At 63.0% G+C, this 16,580-nt stretch carries 13 protein-coding genes and 1 pseudogene; 4 read left to right on the top strand and 10 right to left on the bottom strand.

Annotated elements, in window-relative coordinates:
* Nucleotides 1–100: 100 nt before the first annotated feature.
* Genes BTO20_RS21855 through sdhC form a run of 5 tightly spaced genes read right to left on the bottom strand, consistent with a single transcriptional unit; the run spans nt 101 to nt 5,281 of the window.
* Nucleotides 101–1,747: an NAD-dependent malic enzyme gene (locus tag BTO20_RS21855; RefSeq protein ID WP_087078237.1), complete on the bottom strand. Its 1,647-nt coding sequence runs from the start codon at nt 1,745–1,747 to the stop codon at nt 101–103.
* Nucleotides 1,748–1,802: 55 nt separating this feature from the next.
* The gene (locus tag BTO20_RS21850; RefSeq protein WP_087078236.1) at nt 1,803–2,588 is read right to left on the bottom strand and encodes a succinate dehydrogenase iron-sulfur subunit; all 786 of its coding nucleotides are present in this window, start codon (nt 2,586–2,588) and stop codon (nt 1,803–1,805) included.
* A gap of 35 nt (nt 2,589–2,623) precedes the next feature.
* Nucleotides 2,624–4,378, bottom strand: coding sequence for a succinate dehydrogenase flavoprotein subunit (gene sdhA / locus BTO20_RS21845; RefSeq protein WP_087078235.1), 1,755 nt, complete (start codon nt 4,376–4,378; stop codon nt 2,624–2,626).
* A 4-nt stretch (nt 4,379–4,382) separates the two neighbouring features.
* A complete protein-coding gene (locus BTO20_RS21840) occupies nt 4,383–4,850 on the bottom strand; it encodes a succinate dehydrogenase hydrophobic membrane anchor subunit (RefSeq protein WP_083166605.1) in 468 nt (155 codons plus the stop codon).
* Entirely contained in the window at nt 4,847–5,281 is a 435-nt protein-coding gene (sdhC, locus tag BTO20_RS21835; RefSeq protein WP_408632121.1) for a succinate dehydrogenase, cytochrome b556 subunit, read from the bottom strand. Before sdhC ends, BTO20_RS21840 begins: the two co-directional genes overlap by 4 nt.
* Before the next feature lie 438 nt (nt 5,282–5,719).
* On the opposite strand from sdhC, the gene BTO20_RS21830 reads away from it, so the two are divergent.
* Entirely contained in the window at nt 5,720–6,205 is a 486-nt protein-coding gene (locus BTO20_RS21830; protein ID WP_157680306.1) for a hypothetical protein, read from the top strand.
* On the opposite strand, the gene BTO20_RS21825 is transcribed toward BTO20_RS21830, so the two are convergent.
* Nucleotides 6,165–7,139 carry a LysR substrate-binding domain-containing protein gene (locus tag BTO20_RS21825; protein ID WP_087078233.1) on the bottom strand — a complete coding sequence of 325 codons (975 nt, stop codon included), beginning with the start codon at nt 7,137–7,139 and terminating at the stop codon, nt 6,165–6,167. The two genes, BTO20_RS21830 and BTO20_RS21825, sit on opposite strands and share 41 nt — an antisense overlap.
* A gap of 373 nt (nt 7,140–7,512) precedes the next feature.
* Entirely contained in the window at nt 7,513–8,016 is a 504-nt protein-coding gene (locus BTO20_RS21820) for a flavin reductase family protein (RefSeq protein ID WP_087078232.1), read from the bottom strand.
* 1,152 nt (nt 8,017–9,168) lie between these two features.
* Here BTO20_RS21820 and BTO20_RS21815 point away from each other — a divergent pair.
* The gene (locus tag BTO20_RS21815; protein ID WP_087078231.1) at nt 9,169–9,966 is read left to right on the top strand and encodes an IclR family transcriptional regulator; all 798 of its coding nucleotides are present in this window, start codon (nt 9,169–9,171) and stop codon (nt 9,964–9,966) included.
* 44 nt (nt 9,967–10,010) lie between these two features.
* Here the strand turns inward: BTO20_RS21815 and BTO20_RS21810 are convergent, their stop codons facing one another.
* From BTO20_RS21810 to BTO20_RS21800, 3 genes are all read right to left on the bottom strand, one after another.
* Nucleotides 10,011–10,853, bottom strand: a complete 843-nt coding sequence (locus BTO20_RS21810) for a fumarylacetoacetate hydrolase family protein (RefSeq protein ID WP_087078230.1) — start codon at nt 10,851–10,853, stop codon at nt 10,011–10,013.
* Between the two features lie 33 nt (nt 10,854–10,886).
* Complete coding sequence (locus tag BTO20_RS21805; protein ID WP_087078229.1) at nt 10,887–11,684, bottom strand: 2-keto-4-pentenoate hydratase; 798 nt, start codon at nt 11,682–11,684, stop codon at nt 10,887–10,889.
* Between the two features lie 79 nt (nt 11,685–11,763).
* Complete coding sequence (locus BTO20_RS21800; protein WP_087078228.1) at nt 11,764–13,218, bottom strand: LLM class flavin-dependent oxidoreductase; 1,455 nt, start codon at nt 13,216–13,218, stop codon at nt 11,764–11,766.
* 229 nt (nt 13,219–13,447) lie between these two features.
* Between BTO20_RS21800 and BTO20_RS21795 the strand changes: the two are divergent.
* Nucleotides 13,448–14,851: pseudogene (locus BTO20_RS21795) on the top strand (IS1380 family transposase).
* Between the two features lie 464 nt (nt 14,852–15,315).
* A complete protein-coding gene (locus BTO20_RS21790) occupies nt 15,316–16,446 on the top strand; it encodes a mandelate racemase/muconate lactonizing enzyme family protein (protein ID WP_269770299.1) in 1,131 nt (376 codons plus the stop codon).
* Nucleotides 16,447–16,580 lie beyond the last annotated feature (134 nt).

Raw genomic sequence — 16,580 nt, 5'->3', positions numbered from 1 at the left:
TGGTGGAATTGGCCAACGTTGTTCGTAGGTCTCATCGTAATCACCTCAAGCTGCGTAATAACGTGAACCAGAACAATTTTCATGTTCTGTGCGAAGCTTCCTAATCGTCGTAACCGGCGCGCCACACGGTCCTGTGTATCGCGTCGGCGATATCGTCATGCGTCTTGGTCGCGACGCCGTCGGCGACGGCTGCTCGGTACACGGCTTCGGCGACCTGGACGGATATCTCGGGGAGATTGGTGACATCGGGCAATATCGCGGCCCCGGGCGGTGTTGGGTCTACTTGACGCGCAATCGCTTTGGCGGCCGAGTCGAGCATGCGCCTGGTCACTTGCGTCGCACGTGCCAGAACGACGCCGAGGCCCAGACCGGGGAACGCGAGCATGTTGTTGGCCTGACCGATGGTGTACGTGGTTCCGTTGAGTATGACCGGCGGGGTAGGTGATCCTGTTGCTACCAAAGCGTTTCCGTTCGACCATGCGATGGCATGGGCTGGACTGACTTCCATGTGGGAAGTGGGATTGGACAGGGGGAAGATCAACGGGCGCCCGGTGGATGCTGTCATCATCTCGATCACCTCACGCGTGAACGCACCGGCGACCGTGGAGCATCCGAGAAGGATCGTCGGCGACGCGATTCGGATCGCCTCGACGAGATCAACTCGACGGTCCGCGTCGATACCGAGTGCATGGCGGGATTTGGCGTATGGCCTTTGAAAGTCGTGCAGGTCATCCATGTCGTCGAACAACAGTCCGGCTCTGTCGATCGCCCAGATCTGCGAACTCGCTTGCTCATTGGTCGCACCGTCGGCGACCATCGCATCGCGGATCTGATCGGCAATGCCGATGCCCGCGCTGCCGGCTCCGAAGACCACGACCTTCTGGTCTCTCATCGGAATGCCGGTGACCTGGAGTCCGGAGTAGATCGCCGCCATCAAAACGGCGCCGGTGCCTTGCACATCGTCGTTGAACACGCAGTGTTCTTGCGAGTACTTGTCGAGGATCGCGCGTGCGTTCGCCGGACCGAAGTCCTCAAAGTGCAAGAGCGCGTGCGGAAACATCCGGCTGGCGACCTCCACGTACTGTCGGATGAACTCGTCGTATTCCGCACCACGACGGCGGGCGTGCCGATTTCCCACATAGAACGGGTCGTTGAGAAGTTGCTCGTTGTCCGTGCCGACATCCAATGACACGGCGATGGTCCGGCGGGGATCGATACCGCCTCCGGCGGTGTAGAGCGCGAGCTTTCCGACCGCGATCTGGATGCCGCCGACGCCCCAATCTCCGATGCCCAGGATCGACTCCGCATCGGTGCACACGATGAGATCGATATCGTCGGGTCCTTGCCCGAGTGTCTTGAATGCGTCCTCGATCTCGTCGGGATGATTGACCGACAGGTACAGGCCACGCTGACCGCGGTACTCGTCGGAGAACCGTTGAATCGCCTCGGCTACCGTCGGGGTATAGACGACGGGCGTCAATTCGGTGAGGTGATCGGCGAGAACCTTGAAGAACAGGACTTCGTGACGGTAGTGCAGCTGATCGAGCAGCAGGTTACGCGCGAGATTTGTTGACAGGCCTTGCAGTTGGTGCCACACGCGCTCGGCCTGCTGCTCCAAGGTCAGAACACCGGAGGGCAGCCGCCCCGTGAGTCCGAGTTCACGCCGCTGCTCGCGGGTGAAGCCGACACCGCGATTGAGACTGGGCGAAGACAAGACATTCGGGATCTGAGGCGGGGAACTGTTCATCGTCACAGCCTTTCTGGAGAACCGGGGTCTCTGAAGTGCTCGGGAAGCGGGTGTTTTAGCGGGCGAACATTAAGGCGCGTTTGACTTCTTGGATGGCTTGGGTGACTTGGATGCCGCGGGGGCAGGCTTCGGTGCAGTTGAAGGTGGTGCGGCAGCGCCAGACACCGTCGACTTCGTTGAGGATGTCGAGGCGTTCGGCGGCGGCTTCGTCGCGGGAGTCGAAGATGAAGCGGTGGGCGTTGACGATGGCGGCGGGGCCGAAGTAGGAGCCTTCGCTCCAGTAGACGGGGCAGCTGGTGGTGCAGCAGGCGCAGAGGATGCATTTGGTGGTGTCGTCGAAGCGGGCGCGGTCGGTGGCGCTTTGGATGCGTTCGCGGGTGGGTGGGTTGCCTGAGGTGATGAGGAACGGTTTGACGGCGCGGTAGGCGTCGAAGAAGGGTTCCATGTCGACGACGAGGTCTTTTTCCACGGGTAGGCCGCGGATGGGTTCGATGGTGATGGTGAGTTGTTTGCCGGGTTTTTTGGGTAGCAGGTCGCGCATGAGGACTTTGCAGGCCAGGCGGTTGACCCCGTTGATGCGCATGGCGTCGGAGCCGCAGACGCCGTGGGCGCAGGAGCGGCGGAAGGTCAGGGTGCCGTCGAGGTAGCCCTTGACGTAGAGCAGCAGGTTGAGTAGCCGGTCCGAGGGGAGGCAGGGCACGCGGAAGCTTTGCCAGCCGGCGGCGTCGGGGTTTTCCGGGTTGAATCGGGCGATTTTGAGGGTGACCATGACCGCGCCGTCGGGGATGGGGGGCAGGGGCGGGTCGCCGGCTTCGGGTTTGTCGATGACGGGGGCACTCACGGGGTCGTCTCCTCTTCGCGTAAGCGGCTCATCGGTCAGTATTTCCGTTCCATCGGCTCGTAGCGGGTTTGGACGACGGGTTTGTAGTCCAACCGGATATCGGCCAGCAGGCCGGGACCTTCCTTATAGGCCATGGTGTGGCGCATGTAGTTGGTGTCGTCGCGGTTGGGGTAGTCCTCGCGGGCGTGCCCACCGCGGGATTCTTTGCGGTTGAGGGCGCCGACGACGGTGACTTCGGCGAGTTCGAGCAGGAACCCGAGCTCGATGGCTTCGAGCAGGTCGCTGTTGTAGCGCTTGCCCTTGTCGTGCACGGTGATCCGCGAGTAGCGCTCTTTGAGGGCGTGGATGTCGGTCAACGCCTGCTTCAACGTTTCTTCGGTGCGGAACACCGCGGCATTGTTGTCCATGGACTGTTGCAGGGCGGTGCGGATGTCGGCGACGCGTTCGTTGCCGTGTTCGGAGAGGATGTCGGCGACCCAGCCCACCACCATGTCGGCGGGATTGTCGGGGAGGTCGACGTGGTTGTGGTTGTTGGCGTATTCGGCGGCGGCGATACCGGCGCGGCGGCCGAACACGTTGATGTCGAGCAGCGAGTTGGTGCCCAGCCGGTTGGCGCCGTGCACTGAGACGCAGGCGCATTCCCCGGCGGCGTACAGGCCGGGGATGACGTTGGTGTTGTCGCGCAGGACTTGGCCATGCACGGTGGTGGGGATACCGCCCATGACGTAGTGACAGGTGGGGTAGACCGGGACCAGTTCGGTGACCGGGTCCACACCCAGGTAGGTGCGGGCGAATTCGGTGATGTCGGGCAGTTTGGCTTCCAGCACGTCTTCGCCGAGGTGGCGCACGTCGATGTAGACGTAGTCCTTGTTGGGGCCGGCGCCGCGGCCTTCGAGCACTTCCAGCACCATGGAGCGGGCGACGATGTCGCGCGGGGCGAGGTCGACGATGGTCGGCGCGTAGCGTTCCATGAACCGTTCGCCTTCGCCGTTGAGCAGCCGGCCGCCTTCGCCGCGCACGGCTTCGGAGATGAGGATGCCCAGCCCGGCCAGGCCGGTGGGGTGGAATTGGTGAAACTCCATGTCTTCCAGCGGGAGTCCTTTGCGGAAGATGATGCCCAGGCCGTCGCCGGTCAGGGTGTGGGCATTGGAGGTGGTCTTGTACATGCGCCCGGACCCGCCGGTGGCGAACACGATGGCCTTGGCGTGGAAGATGTGGATGTCGCCGGTGGCCAACTCGTAGGCGATGACGCCGGTGGCGACCGGGCCGGCGGGGGTGTCGGTCAGCGCGACGTCCAGCGCGTAGAACTCGTTGAAGAATTCGACGTCGTGTTTGACGCAGTTTTGGTAGAGGGTTTGCAGGATCATGTGGCCGGTGCGGTCGGCGGCGTAGCAGGCCCGCCGGACCGGGGCTTTGCCGTGATCGCGGGTGTGTCCGCCGAAGCGGCGTTGGTCGATGCGGCCTTCGGGGGTGCGGTTGAACGGCATCCCCATTTTCTCTAAGTCCAGTACGGCGTCGATGGCTTCTTTGGCCATGATTTCCACGGCGTCCTGGTCGGCGAGGTAGTCGCCGCCTTTGACGGTGTCGAAGGTGTGCCATTCCCAGTTGTCTTCTTCGACGTTGGCCAGTGCGGCGCACATGCCGCCCTGGGCGGCGCCGGTGTGGCTGCGGGTGGGGTAGAGCTTGGTCAGCACCGCGGTGCGGGCGCGCGGGGCGGCTTCGACCGCGGCGCGCATGCCGGCGCCCCCGGCGCCGACGATGACGACGTCGTAGCGATGGTGGTGAATCATGGTGTTAGCCCCCGATGTTGGCGTCGAAGGTGACCAGGACGTAGGTGCCCAGCACCAGGGTGAACCCGGTGGCCAAAAGTAGCAGTGAGTTCAGGTAGAACTTGGTCACGTTTTTGCGGGCGTAGTCGCCGATGATGGTGCGCATGCCGTTGGCGCCGTGGATCATGGCCAGCCACAGCAGGGCCATGTCCCAGATCTGCCAGAACGGCGAGGCCCATCGGGTGGCGACGTAGTTGAAGTCGATGCGGTACACGCCGTCTTGCCACATCAGCATGATGAACAGGTGCCCCAACGCCAAAAACACCAGCGCCACCCCGGAGAACCGCATGAACAGCCACGCGTACTTCTCGAAGTAGGGGATGCCGCGCGGGCGGCGTGGGGCGCGGGGGTGATCCAGCGCCGCGGGACGGTCGTGTTCGCGTTCCAGTACCGGTGCGGGCCGGCCCAGGCGCGATTCACCCGGGGCGCTCACAGGAACCGCTCCGTCATGTGCATACCGAGTACTCCTAGTCCGGCGATCAAGGCGATGACGAATACGGTGACGGCCACGGCGAGCATGTGGCGTTGATAGCGCGGGCCCTGGGCCCAGAAGTCGATGAGGATGACCCGGATGCCGTTGAGGGCATGGAAGAGCACCGCGGCGACCAGACCCATCTCCATCAACCCGACAATCGGGGTTTTGTAGGTCTCGATGACCGCGTTATAGGCCTGCGGGCTCACCCGCACCAACGCGGTGTCCAACACATGGACAAACAGGAAAAAGAAAATCGTCGCGCCGGTGATGCGATGCAACACCCACGACCACATCCCCGGATCCCCGCGATACAACGTGCGCCGGCGCGGTTTCCCCGATCGCGCAGCCGGCACCTCCGTCTGAGTACTCACATCGCCCTCCAACGTCATCGGTGGACTCAAACGCCCTGACACACCGGTGGCACGTCAGCCTCTGGCGACGAGTTCGGGTGCCGCAGCTTAACAAGACTTTCGAAGTGGTCTCGTTCGACGAGCGATTAAAACAATTAATGAATCACTTCTCGGCGCTGCTCATCATGGCGGTGCCGCACACTCATTGTCGGGCAGCGCTTCTCAGTGAGTCGATTCATGCGGTGACCAGTTTGGCCTGCAATTCAATTAGACATGGCATCGGTCACACATAGCCCTGCGGTCGCTGCTAGCCTGAGAATCTCCAAATGTCGCAACCCGTCCACCTTCATCGAGGGGTTCGATTGTGGCCGTGTCGGTTTCATGCACGACGAGTTCACTGGCACAACGTGATTGCGTCTGCCGGCAGCGTACGCGGTATCCAGAACGTCGTGACGGTCGTCGCGAGGAGGAGAGGACATGTCTGGTACATCTCACGGCCAGGGGAGCACGCCCGATCCGTACGGGGGGATGGCCGAGTTCTTGCTTGCCTCGACCGAGCGGAACATGGCGCTCGCTCGCCGCTGGTCGGACTCGCTGCTGACAACATTTGCCGACCAGTCCGAGGACGCACGGGCCACGCTGTCCACCTTGACGGCGTCGCTGGAGGCCATGGAACGGGTGCTGGCCAGTCAAGAAGAGACCAACCGGGCTCTGCGGCTCAGCCTGCAGGGCTATCGACAGATCGTGGATCGCTATCTGACGGCGCAAGAGCGAACGGCCCGGCTGGTACAGACCTCAGTCGACGATCTGAAAACCGCAGGCGATAGCCAGATGGAGGCAGCGAAAGCGCTCCTGACACCGTCGGCCTGGTCTGCTCCGACCGAGGCGGTTGCGCAGTTGATGTCGATGTGGGCCGGTGCGTTTACGCGTTCCGACGACGAGAGCAGTGCGGAACACCGCTGACCGCGGTGGTCCCGACCGCTTGCAGGGTCCGATCGTCGTTGATCCACTCGCGTGGCGGCAGGACATCGCGCAGGAGTCGTCGTAGCGCCGGTGTGGTCCTGTCGGCGCGCCAGATGGCGTCGAGTTTGACGGGATGTGACCGAATGGCGGCGATCGATCGAAAGACCACGGCATCAGAATGCAGGTGTGCCGCTGATGCCGGTACCACGGCGATACCTGTTGCAGAACCCACCAGAGCAAGCATGGTGTGTACCTGACTGACGTACTGCACGTAGCGCGGAGTAACTCCGGACGCCGCGAAGGCGCTGACCAGCAGCTCATGGAAATAACGGGAATCGACCGGTGAATACATGATGAGATCGTGACCGTCGATATCGCTGAGCGTTAAGGGGCGCTGCAACCGTGCTAGCGGATGGGCGGCAGGCAACGCGGCGACGAGTTGTTCATGGAGGAGCGGTCGGGACGCCAGGCCAGGGCGCTTGAAGTGTGGGCGGGCCAAGCCGAGATCGAGTTCGCCGGCAAGCAGCGCCTCAACTTGAGCGGCTGTCGGCAGTTCGCGAAGATCCAGCGTGACGTCCGGCAGCTTCTCCCGTACCTTTTCGAGCAGCCGAGGCAGCACCGACACGGCAGATGTAGCGGTGAATCCGACAACCACCGTGCCCATTTCGCCTGCCGGCGCGCGCTTTACGTTGAGGGCGGCACGCTCGGCAAGGTGCATGATCCGTCGCGCGTCGGGGAGCAGCGCAACGCCGGCGGGTGTCAGGGTCACCACCCGCGTTGTCCGGTCGATCAGCTGTACGCCCAACTCGGATTCGAGTTGCTGAATTTGGCGTGATAGGGGAGGCTGAGTCATGTGCAGCCGTTCGGCGGCACGGCCAAAATGGAGTTCTTCGGCGACTGCTATGAAACAAGCTAGTCGAGCCAGCGCAAACATGGTGCACTCCTTGCAATGGTGCGTTGTGTCTTATGTGTTGGCAACACACCGGTTTGTTGCAGTTGCGTAATCACCGGCACGGGCTCCGTCGCCCCGACGGTCAGTCAGAGTTGTTCATCTGAGTTCAGTTGTGCCGATGCGTCGGTGGCCGTGACACACCGGGGTCGGCAGGCTGTCCGCGCTGGACACCACCCAAAACCTTTCGAGCAGCGCGGCTACGCGCTGTTTGGGGCCGTGTCGTCATGGGCGGAATGCCCTGGAAAATCTAGGATCCTGTGCGCGATCGACGATCCATGACCAAGCATCGGCGACGGCGTTCGTTCGTATTGATCAGGTGGTCGACCGAGCGGGTCGGTACATCGAGCGCGTCACATCACGCCAAGGGCGTCAGCGCGCCGCCGTCGAAGAATTTCCCGGCGCTGTACACCATCGCATGGCGGTCGCTGACCTCGGCATGCATGACTCGACAGAAGAACAGGGTATGCGTGCTGGCCTGGAGTCGTTCGCGGATCTCGACTTCCATCCGGGCAGCGCTGCGCTGGATCAGCGGGCTGCCGAACGGTCCGGGCTCCCAGTCCAGACCGGCGAACTTGTCTTCGGTCTTGGTCGCGAACACGCCGACGACGTCGAGTTGGTCGGTGGAGAGGATATTGATGGCCAGATGCTGTGCACGGTAGAGGCATTCGTGGGTGGAGGAGGTCCGCTGCACAGCGACCATGACGGTAGGCGGCTCCAGTGAGACGCTTGAGAACGCGTTGACCGCAAGGCCGCGCGGCTTTTCGCCGTCCATCGCGGTCACGACGGTCACACCGCTCACGAACTGGCGGTTTACCTGCTTCATCAGGTCCAGATCGGGTTTGGTCGAACTTGCGCTCATCGGGTACTCCTTGTTGGTTGTTGTTGGCGGTGCGGTGCAGGTAAGTGGGGCTCGGGATCGGCTGGGGTAAGCCGAAAACCATTGGCAGATAGAGATTATGCGAAACCGCGATTCGATCTGGTGCTATCGCTGACTATTCGATGATTTCTTGGTCGAGTTGTTGCCGGGCCATCTTCCTGTTGCCGAGTGCATCGAGGGCCGATGGTCGACATGATCGTGCACTCCTTGTCTCACTGCGGTATTCGGGCGCTGGTGTCGAGTTTCGTCGGGATCGTGTGGTTCTGGCGCCTGCCGTTGCCGTTGGGTGGTCGGGTGTTTTGTACAGCTGGGGCGAGCCGATTTGGCCCTTCCTGTATGTTCAATTATTGAACGGGGTGATCAAAATTGTGCCACGTACCTCAGTGGTCGTCAAGGATGGCGTGCGACACAAAAGTGCAGTCGCGCCTCACGACGGCGCGCGGGTCGAGCGGCTTGTCGCTGACACTTCTGGCGGCGGGAGCGTCCTCGCGACGTACTTTCGCGGGCCATTCTTGCCTCGGCCCGAAGCCCCTCATCCGGTAGCGTTTGCGGCGCTGACCAGGTAAGGAGCGCAGCAAAGACGCTCTCGTGCGCATCGGGCGTGATGTCGGACGGCCCGGAATATGACTGGGTGCACCTGAGCGGTCTCGGCAAATGTTGGGCAACCCGGCGACATGTGTGGGAACCTTGCGAAGACGCTCGAAGACAGGATGAACCTCTCGGCGCAACTTCATCGCGGATCTCCCGCTAGCTACTACCCAGTATGAACGCAGTGTTCGTTATTCGAACTGGAACTTGCTGGATTGCGTGCCTCATTGGGCAGGAAGGATCCGGCGGGAACCTTCAGGTGCATGGAATGGACTTCTGGCTACGAATTACCCACTGCCCGAACCGCAGCCGTATTGGTACGGCCGGGCCTTAGTGGCGGGGCGGGACACGTCATCGTGGCAACCGCGGCGCATTGTCCAGGTGGGTGTGCCCACCATGTGCGTCACGCCTGTTGGGCTGGGTATCGACCCGGGGTCGCGATGAATACTTTGTTCACTAATTGAACGCTTTAGCGTTAGAATCACCATACGTGGAGGCCAGGGGCAGTGTGCCGCGAGACGTGAGCGCTTGGGGAAGGGATGTGGCATGGGCGAGCCGATCGAGCCGACGGAGTTGACGAACAAGTCGGTGACCAAAGCGGTGCGATTGCTGCGGGAGTTGGCCGCTCAACCTCGATCGGGTGCGACGGTGACCACGCTGGCCAAGGCCGTCGGCATTTCCCGCCCGACCGCGTTTCGCCTGCTCTACAGCCTGGAACGCACCGGTTTCGTCGACCGGGTCGACAACAACTACACCCTCGGGTGCGAATTGGCACGGTTGGGTAGGCGCGCCGATCCCTACGCCGGCTTGGTGGCCCGGGCCCAGCCCCTGCTGCAGGAACTGGCCGACAAATTCAACGAAACGGCCACGTTGGCGGTGCCCAATGCACAGGACGGGTTGGACCTGATCGCCGAGGCCATCGGCTCCCGAGTGGTCGGGGTGATGTCGGGCAACATGATCGGCAAACAGTGGCCGCTGCACGCGAGTTCGTCCGGGAAGGTGCTGCTGGCGGATATGCCGGTCGACAAGGTGGTTGCGCTGCTGCCGGAAACCCTCGAGGCCTACGCCGAGCGCACCATCACCGACCGCAAGACCCTGCTCAAAGAACTCGAGCAGGTCCGCGAGCAGGGGTTCGGAGTCATCGACAACGAACTCGAAGAAGGGCTGCTGTCGCTGTCACGTCCGGTACGCGATTCCTCCGGCACCCTGGTGGCCGTGCTGTCCCTCAATGCCCCGCGGTACCGGTTCGGCCGTGACCGTATCCCCGAGGGACTGCAGCAGATGCACGTCACCGTCGACCGGCTCACCGACGAGATTTGGCAGGACGCGTCGGTCGCCGACTGAAGATCGTGGGGGAGAGCAGCTTTCAGCGCCGAGATCCAGCCGGATCACCGGAGTCGGTGCCGCATTTCGCCGACGCCTTGCATACGGGTGACGAGCTCATCGCCCGGTTGGAGGAATCGCTGCGGTGACCTGCCGATACCAACGCCTGCTGGGGTGCCGGTGAAGATGATGTCGCCGGCCAATAGTGGGGTGATTCTCGACAGGCGCGCGACGATCTCGGGGACAGGGAAAACCATGTCGGCAGTAGTGCCGCTCTGAACCGGTTCGCCGTTGATGCTGCAACCCAATGCGATGTTGTTGGGATCCTCGAATTCATCAGGGGTAGCCAATACGGGGCCCATCGGCCCAAAACCTGGAAACGACTTGCCCAGACTGAACTGTGGGGCATCCCCACTGAGCTGCATCGAGCGCTCCGAAAGATCCTGTGCCACAGTGACACCGGCGACATGGTCCCAGGCGTGTTCAGCACAGATGTGCTGACCTCCTCGCCCGATGACCGTCACCATCTCGACTTCCCAGTCCACTGTCCCGGGCGGCAGGGTGATTGTTCCGTAAGGCCCGGCCAGGGAAGTGACGAACTTGGTGAATACCGTCAATTCCTCGGGGACAGCAAGGTTGGCCTCTGCTGCGTGGTCGGCGTAGTTGAGGCCGATGGCAAAGATCTGACGCGGTTGGGGCGCTGGACTTCCATAGTCGGTCAGCGGAACCTGTGACAGGCCGGGACCTGTCACAGGTAGGTCCGCAATGACATCTAGCAGTTCGTCCCAGCGTTCGTAGCAATCCTGAATCCGAGTACCGAACCTACCGCCGGATCCGGTTGCAATGTCGATGATTTGGTCGTCGGGACCGACCAGCGTCGCGCGGTTGGCGATGTTGGCAAGACGCATACGGCGACTACCTCCCGCTGTGGATCGACGTGTTCAGTTCTTGGTGGAATCGACGACGTCGAATTCGACGGTTCCGAACCCCTCGAACGTCCCCGACCAACGACCCACTTCCCGCATGGGGACCGCCTTCAGGCAGCTGCCGGGCAGGATCAACTGGCCGGGCTCGAACACAACGTCGTATTCGGCCAACCGGTTGACCAGCCAGGCGACTGCGGCCAGGGGGTTGCCGAGGATGTTGGCCGTCGTTCCGGCGATGACTTCGCGGTCATTGAACCGCAGCACACCGCGGGTGTCGCGCAACGTCAGCTCGGTGAGGCGCCGGGGAGTGCCGCCGACGATCACGGCTCCGACAGAACCGTTGTCCGCCAACGTGTCCGGCAGGTCGATGGCCCAATCCTTGACCCGCGAGTCGATGATCTCGATCGCCGGCATCGCGTACTCGATGGCGTTGATGACGTCGACCACGGTGATGTTGGGGCCACGAAGCTCCCGACGCAGGACGAACGCGGGCTCCAGTTCGACGAACGGCTCGATGAAATTGTCGAGGTCCAGGGCAGTGTTCTCGTAAGCGGTCTGGCTGGCCAGGAGATGTCCATAGTCAGGCTGGCCGAGGCCGAAGGCCTCCTGCATCACCTTTGCGATGTTTCCCAGCTTGTAGCCCACGAGCCGGTCTCCGTTGGCGACGGCGTTGGCGACGCCGATCTTCGCGACCTCGAAGCCGCCGTCGGCGTCCAGACCGGGCCAGGTCGTGCTCGGCGGGGCGATCGGCTTGCGCTCCCGCCGTGCGGTATCAAGGCTGTTCGCGATCTCTTCGAGATTGATTGCGGCCATGAGTATGGGCCTTTCCGTTCATGGGTGGTCGATTGTCATCGGCACCGCGGAGGGGAACCGGTGGATTCGGGGGTGAGGTTTACTGCGCGGTCTGGGAAACCGCTTCAGGCGCCGTCACCGAGGGCGGTGCCACGCGTCGCGGTGACGGCGGGGTCTGCTTGGCGCGGAAAGCCGCTGCTGGGTGAGTGTCGAGAGTCCGCTTGTGCCCGGGATACAGCTTCTCTCGCATGGTGACCGGTGCTTGGTCGTCGGCACGTGCCGGCGCTATGAGTCCTTGCTCCCGCAGCACCGGAAGAGCCAACTCGATGAATTCTTTCCAGCCGCCGGGTTTGGTGGTGTAGCTGAGGTTGATTCCGTCGATATCACCCTCATCCCGCCAGCGACGCAGCTCGGCCGCCACGGTTTCTGGGGACCCGACGATCGTGCAGCCGGTGCCGCCGATGGCGAGGAATTCCGCGACCTGGCGCGGTGTCCAGTCGCGGTTGGGGTCGGCCTTGGAGAATAGGTCCACCATGGACTGGCTGGCTTTTGTCTCAACAGATTTCAGCGGTGTGTCGAGGTCGTAGGTCGACATGTCGATTCCGGTCCAGCCGCTGAATCGGGCCAAACACCCTTCGGCCGTGGCGTTTTGCAAGTACTGCTCGTACTTGGCCTGGGCTTCCTCATCGGTGGGGGCGACGACGACGGTGATCAGTGCGACGACCTTGACGTCCTGGGGATCACGTCCCGCGTCGGCGGCTGCCTGCCGGATCTTCTTCGCGCTGGACTTCGCCTGGCCGACCGATGTGGTGTTGATGAAGGCAGCTTCAGCATGCTTGCCGCCGAACGCAACTCCCGACGACGAAGAGCCGGCCTGGAAGAGCACCGGGGTGCGCTGGGGGGAGGGTTCGCACAGGTGGAAACCGGGGACGGTGAAGTGCTTGCCGCTGTGGTTGATCGGATGGACCTTGGCGGGATCGATGTATGTCGCGGATTCGCCGTCGCGGACCACCGCGTCGTCTTCGAAGGAGCCTTCCCACAACTTGTAGACGACGTCCATGTACTCGTCGGCCAACTCGTAACGCTCGGCGGGACTGAGTTGTTCGACCTTGCCGAGGTTGCGAGCGGCGGACTCCGAGTAAGAGGTCACGACGTTCCATCCGACGCGGCCGTTGGTGAGGTGGTCCAGGCTGCTGAATCGGCGAGCCAGCAAGTACGGCTGCTCGTAGGTCAGCGACACGGTGACGCCGAACGTGAGATGCTCGGTCACGGCGGCCATTCCGCTGATCAGCACGGTCGGATCGTCGATGGGATACTGCGCCGCATCGCGCATCGCCGCGTCGCCCGTACCGGCGTACACGTCGTGAACGCCGACAGTGTCGGCAAAAAAGATGCCGTCGAAGTTCGCGTCCTCAAGCATCCGGGCTGTGTCGAGCCAATACTTCAGGTCGGTGTAGCGGTATCCTTCGTCGCCTTCGCTGCGCCAGGATGCCGTCGTGAGATGCGACGGGGCAAAGACGTCGAAGGCGAAGAGGGCCAGCGGTGCATTCTTCACGGCGGTGCACTTCCTTGGAACTCGCGCCGAACGCGTCGGCGGCGTTGCGTATGGAGATTGTGAACACGTTCAATAAGTGAACGTGATGTTCAGTCTAAGTGTTGGCTAGCCCGAATTTTTCGCGGAATGTTGCCTTTGGCGGTGTGTAGATAAGCGAAAGTGCCTGTCCTGCAAGGGATAATTGGACTTCTCTACGGTTCAAAGATCCTGACGGGAAGGCACTTCGCAGGTGAAGAATATCGCGGCCGCATCGCGGGTGAAAGTGTCGGCCGACGGCCATGGCGTCGTGTCGCATGCCGGGATGGGCCTGCTACGTGAACTGGCCGATCGGACCGGGTTATCGGCGCAGGTCACGGCTGCTTTGGCCGACACCTACCGCGGGCCGTGGGTGTATGCGCCCGGAGACGTGTTCGCTGATCTGGCGGCTGCGGTTGCTGACGGGCGGACTGCATCGACGGGGTCGGCCAGCTCTGCGGCGACCGTGAGCACGCCTTCGGTGCGAAAGCCTCGACGACCACGATGTGGCGGCTGGTCGATGAGCGCATCGACGCCGCACACCTACCCGCGGTGCGGGCGGCCCGAGCGGGCGCGCGGGCGGCGGCCTGGGCCGCCGGTGCCGCCCCCGCTCCGGGTGACTGGCTGCACATCGACATCGACGCCACCCTGGTGATCGATCACTCCGACAACAAAGGCGGTGCGACGCCGACCTGGAAGAAGTCGTTCGGGCACCATCCGCTGCTGGCATTTCTGGACCGCCCGAGATCGCCGGCGGGAAGCCCTGGCCGGGCTGCTACGCACCGGCAACGCCGGCTCCAACACCGCCAGCGACCACGTCATCGTGCTGGCCCAAGCGCTGGCAGCGCTGCCCGCGGCCTGGCGACCCGACCCCAGGGCTGGCGATCATCCCGACAAGCCCAAGGTGCTGGTGCGCTGCGACACCGCCGGAGCCACCCACACCTTCGCCGACGCCTGCCGGGCCGCCGGGGTGGGGTTCTCCTTCGGTTACCCCGTCGACTGGCGCGTCCAAGACGCGGTGGACACCCTCAACCTCGCCGAGGGCTGGTACCCGGCGATCGGCACCGCCGGCGGTCTCCGCGACGGCGCCTGGATCGCCGAAGCCACCACCCTGGTCAACCTGTCGTCGTGGCCACCGGGCACGCGGCTGATCCTGCGCAAAGAAAGGCCGCATCCGGGCGCCCAGCTGCGATTCACCGACGCCGACGGGATGCGGATCACAGCGTTCATCACCGACACACCACCCGGCGTCGTGTCAGGACAGGTCGCCGGCCTGGAACTGCGCCACCGTCAGCACGCCCGCGTCGAAGACCGCATCCGCGAACTCAAAGCCACCGGCCTGCGCAACCTGCCCTGCCACTCATTTTGGGCCAACGCCGCATGGCTGGAAATCGCCCTCACCGCCGCCGACCTGGTCACCTGGTGCCGACTCATCGGATTCCGCACCCACCCGGGCCTGGCCCGCACCGAGATCGCCACCTTCCGCTACCGGGTCCTCCACGTCGCCGCCCGCATCACCCGCAGCGCCCGCCAAACATGCCTACGTCTCGACGCCACCTGGCGATGGGCCGCCCAGATCGCGACCGCCTGGCAGCACATCCGCACCGCCTTCGACTGATCCACAGCTCATCTGATCCAACTGACGAAAGGCCCACTGGCCCTGGGAAAGCCCGCCCAGCCCGGCGATAAGGGACCACCCCGCCACGCCCCGTGACCGCAGAAGCCACCTCACGGCCCATCTTGCCCCAACGCTCCACCGCAATCACCTTGGACGAAAAATCGAGGCTAGCTCACTGTCAAGGTTCATATGGTGGTTGGGTCTCGCTGACTGGACACTCGGTGCTGGTTTGCACGACGTCGAATGCATTGCCGAATGATCGGACGCCGCGCACAGCGCCCACGTTGAAAACCGATATTGATACGCAATTCGCATAAAAATCTGAATGGCGGACCGCATCAGTTATTTTTGGAGCGCAGTCAACTGCTTGGCGGTGTGACGCCGGATTTCCGCGAGCCCCAACCGACCTCGGCTTCTGGCGTCGTCGGCCGTGTTCTCCCACCACCCGAGATCCTGGCGTAGGGATGAATTTCGTAGTAGGAGGACTGGCGGTGCGGATAGCCGAAATTCACGTGTATCAGATGGATGTTCCGGTGACGCGGACGACCTATCGGATGTCGTCGGGGCCGTATACGAGTCTGGATTCGACGATTGTGCAGATCGTGTCGGATGCGGGTGTTTCGGGTTGGGGCGAGACGTGTCCCGTGGGTCCGGTGTATGCGCCGGAGCATGCGCTCGGCGCGCGGGCAGCGCTACAGCAGATGGCGCCAGGAATGGTCGGCGCTCCCGTCACCGGCCCGCGGGAGGTGCGTCGAGCGTTGGATCGACTTCTCAACGGGCACAACTATGCCAAGGCTGCGATTGACATCGCGATCCACGACTTGATCGGTAAGACCTATGGGATGCGGGTCTGCGACATGTTGGGTGGTGCGACGACCGATTGGGTGGACTCGTACTATGCGCTCTCCGTGGGTGAGCCCGACGAAATCGCGGAAAAGGCCGCCGAGAAATTCGCCGAGGGGTATCCGCGGTTGCAGGCCAAGGTTGGTGGGCGGCCCGTCGAGAAGGATATCGAGACGATTCGCAAGGTGTGGGAAGCTACGGGCTGCACCCGACTGGCGTTGGATGGCAACCGCTCATTGCTGGCACGCGATGTGCTGCGGATCGGGCGGGAGTGCGCTGACATTCCCTTTGTGTTCGAGCAGCCCTGTAACACAATGGACGAGATCGCTGCCATCCGAGGCCAATTGCACCATGGCGTATACCTCGATGAGAACACCGAGAGCATCAACGATGTCCTGCGGGCGATTTCGCTCGGGATCTGCGACGGATTCGGATTCAAGGTGACGCGTCTGGGCGGGCTGGCCAATCTTGCCGCGGTGCGGGATATCTGCGAAACGCGTGCCATGCCGCATACCTGTGATGATGCTTGGGGCGGGGACATCATCGCGGCGGCGTGTGTCCACATCGGTGCCACGGTGCAACCGCGGCTGCTCGAGGGCGTATGGATCGCCGAGCCCTACCTGGATGTCCACTACGACTCCGAAAATCCGATCCGGGTGGAGAAGGGGCGTATCAAGGTGCCGACCGGCCCGGGTCTTGGTGTCACTCCCGATGAGGGGGTGTTCGGCGAGCCGGTCGCGTCGTTCGGATAGCGGCTTCCTCGGCACGGGGCGCAAACCAGTTCACTGATGTGCCGCATGAAATCTTCAGCCAGTCCCGGTATCGGGATGATGATGCGTTGGCCATCATCATGATTGAACCGGTGAAGACTGGCGAACACTCGACG

The organism is Mycobacterium dioxanotrophicus (genome assembly GCF_002157835.1).
GTDB lineage: Bacteria > Actinomycetota > Actinomycetes > Mycobacteriales > Mycobacteriaceae > Mycobacterium > Mycobacterium dioxanotrophicus.
The sequence above is the reverse complement of the archived record's forward strand: the minus strand, read 5'-3'. Positions and strand labels throughout refer to the sequence as shown.

Coding starts and splice junctions, on each gene's coding strand:
- BTO20_RS21855 (WP_087078237.1), bottom strand. CDS start 1,747: ATGAACAGTTCCCCGCCTCAGATCCCGAATGTCTTGTCTTCGCCCAGT.
- sdhA (WP_087078235.1), bottom strand. CDS start 4,378: ATGATTCACCACCATCGCTACGACGTCGTCATCGTCGGCGCCGGGGGC.
- sdhC (WP_408632121.1), bottom strand. CDS start 5,281: ATGACGTTGGAGGGCGATGTGAGTACTCAGACGGAGGTGCCGGCTGCG.
- BTO20_RS21830 (WP_157680306.1), top strand. CDS start 5,720: ATGTCTGGTACATCTCACGGCCAGGGGAGCACGCCCGATCCGTACGGG.
- BTO20_RS21825 (WP_087078233.1), bottom strand. CDS start 7,139: ATGTTTGCGCTGGCTCGACTAGCTTGTTTCATAGCAGTCGCCGAAGAA.
- BTO20_RS21820 (WP_087078232.1), bottom strand. CDS start 8,016: ATGAGCGCAAGTTCGACCAAACCCGATCTGGACCTGATGAAGCAGGTA.
- BTO20_RS21815 (WP_087078231.1), top strand. CDS start 9,169: ATGGGCGAGCCGATCGAGCCGACGGAGTTGACGAACAAGTCGGTGACC.
- BTO20_RS21810 (WP_087078230.1), bottom strand. CDS start 10,853: ATGCGTCTTGCCAACATCGCCAACCGCGCGACGCTGGTCGGTCCCGAC.
- BTO20_RS21805 (WP_087078229.1), bottom strand. CDS start 11,684: ATGGCCGCAATCAATCTCGAAGAGATCGCGAACAGCCTTGATACCGCA.
- BTO20_RS21790 (WP_269770299.1), top strand. CDS start 15,316: ATGAATTTCGTAGTAGGAGGACTGGCGGTGCGGATAGCCGAAATTCAC.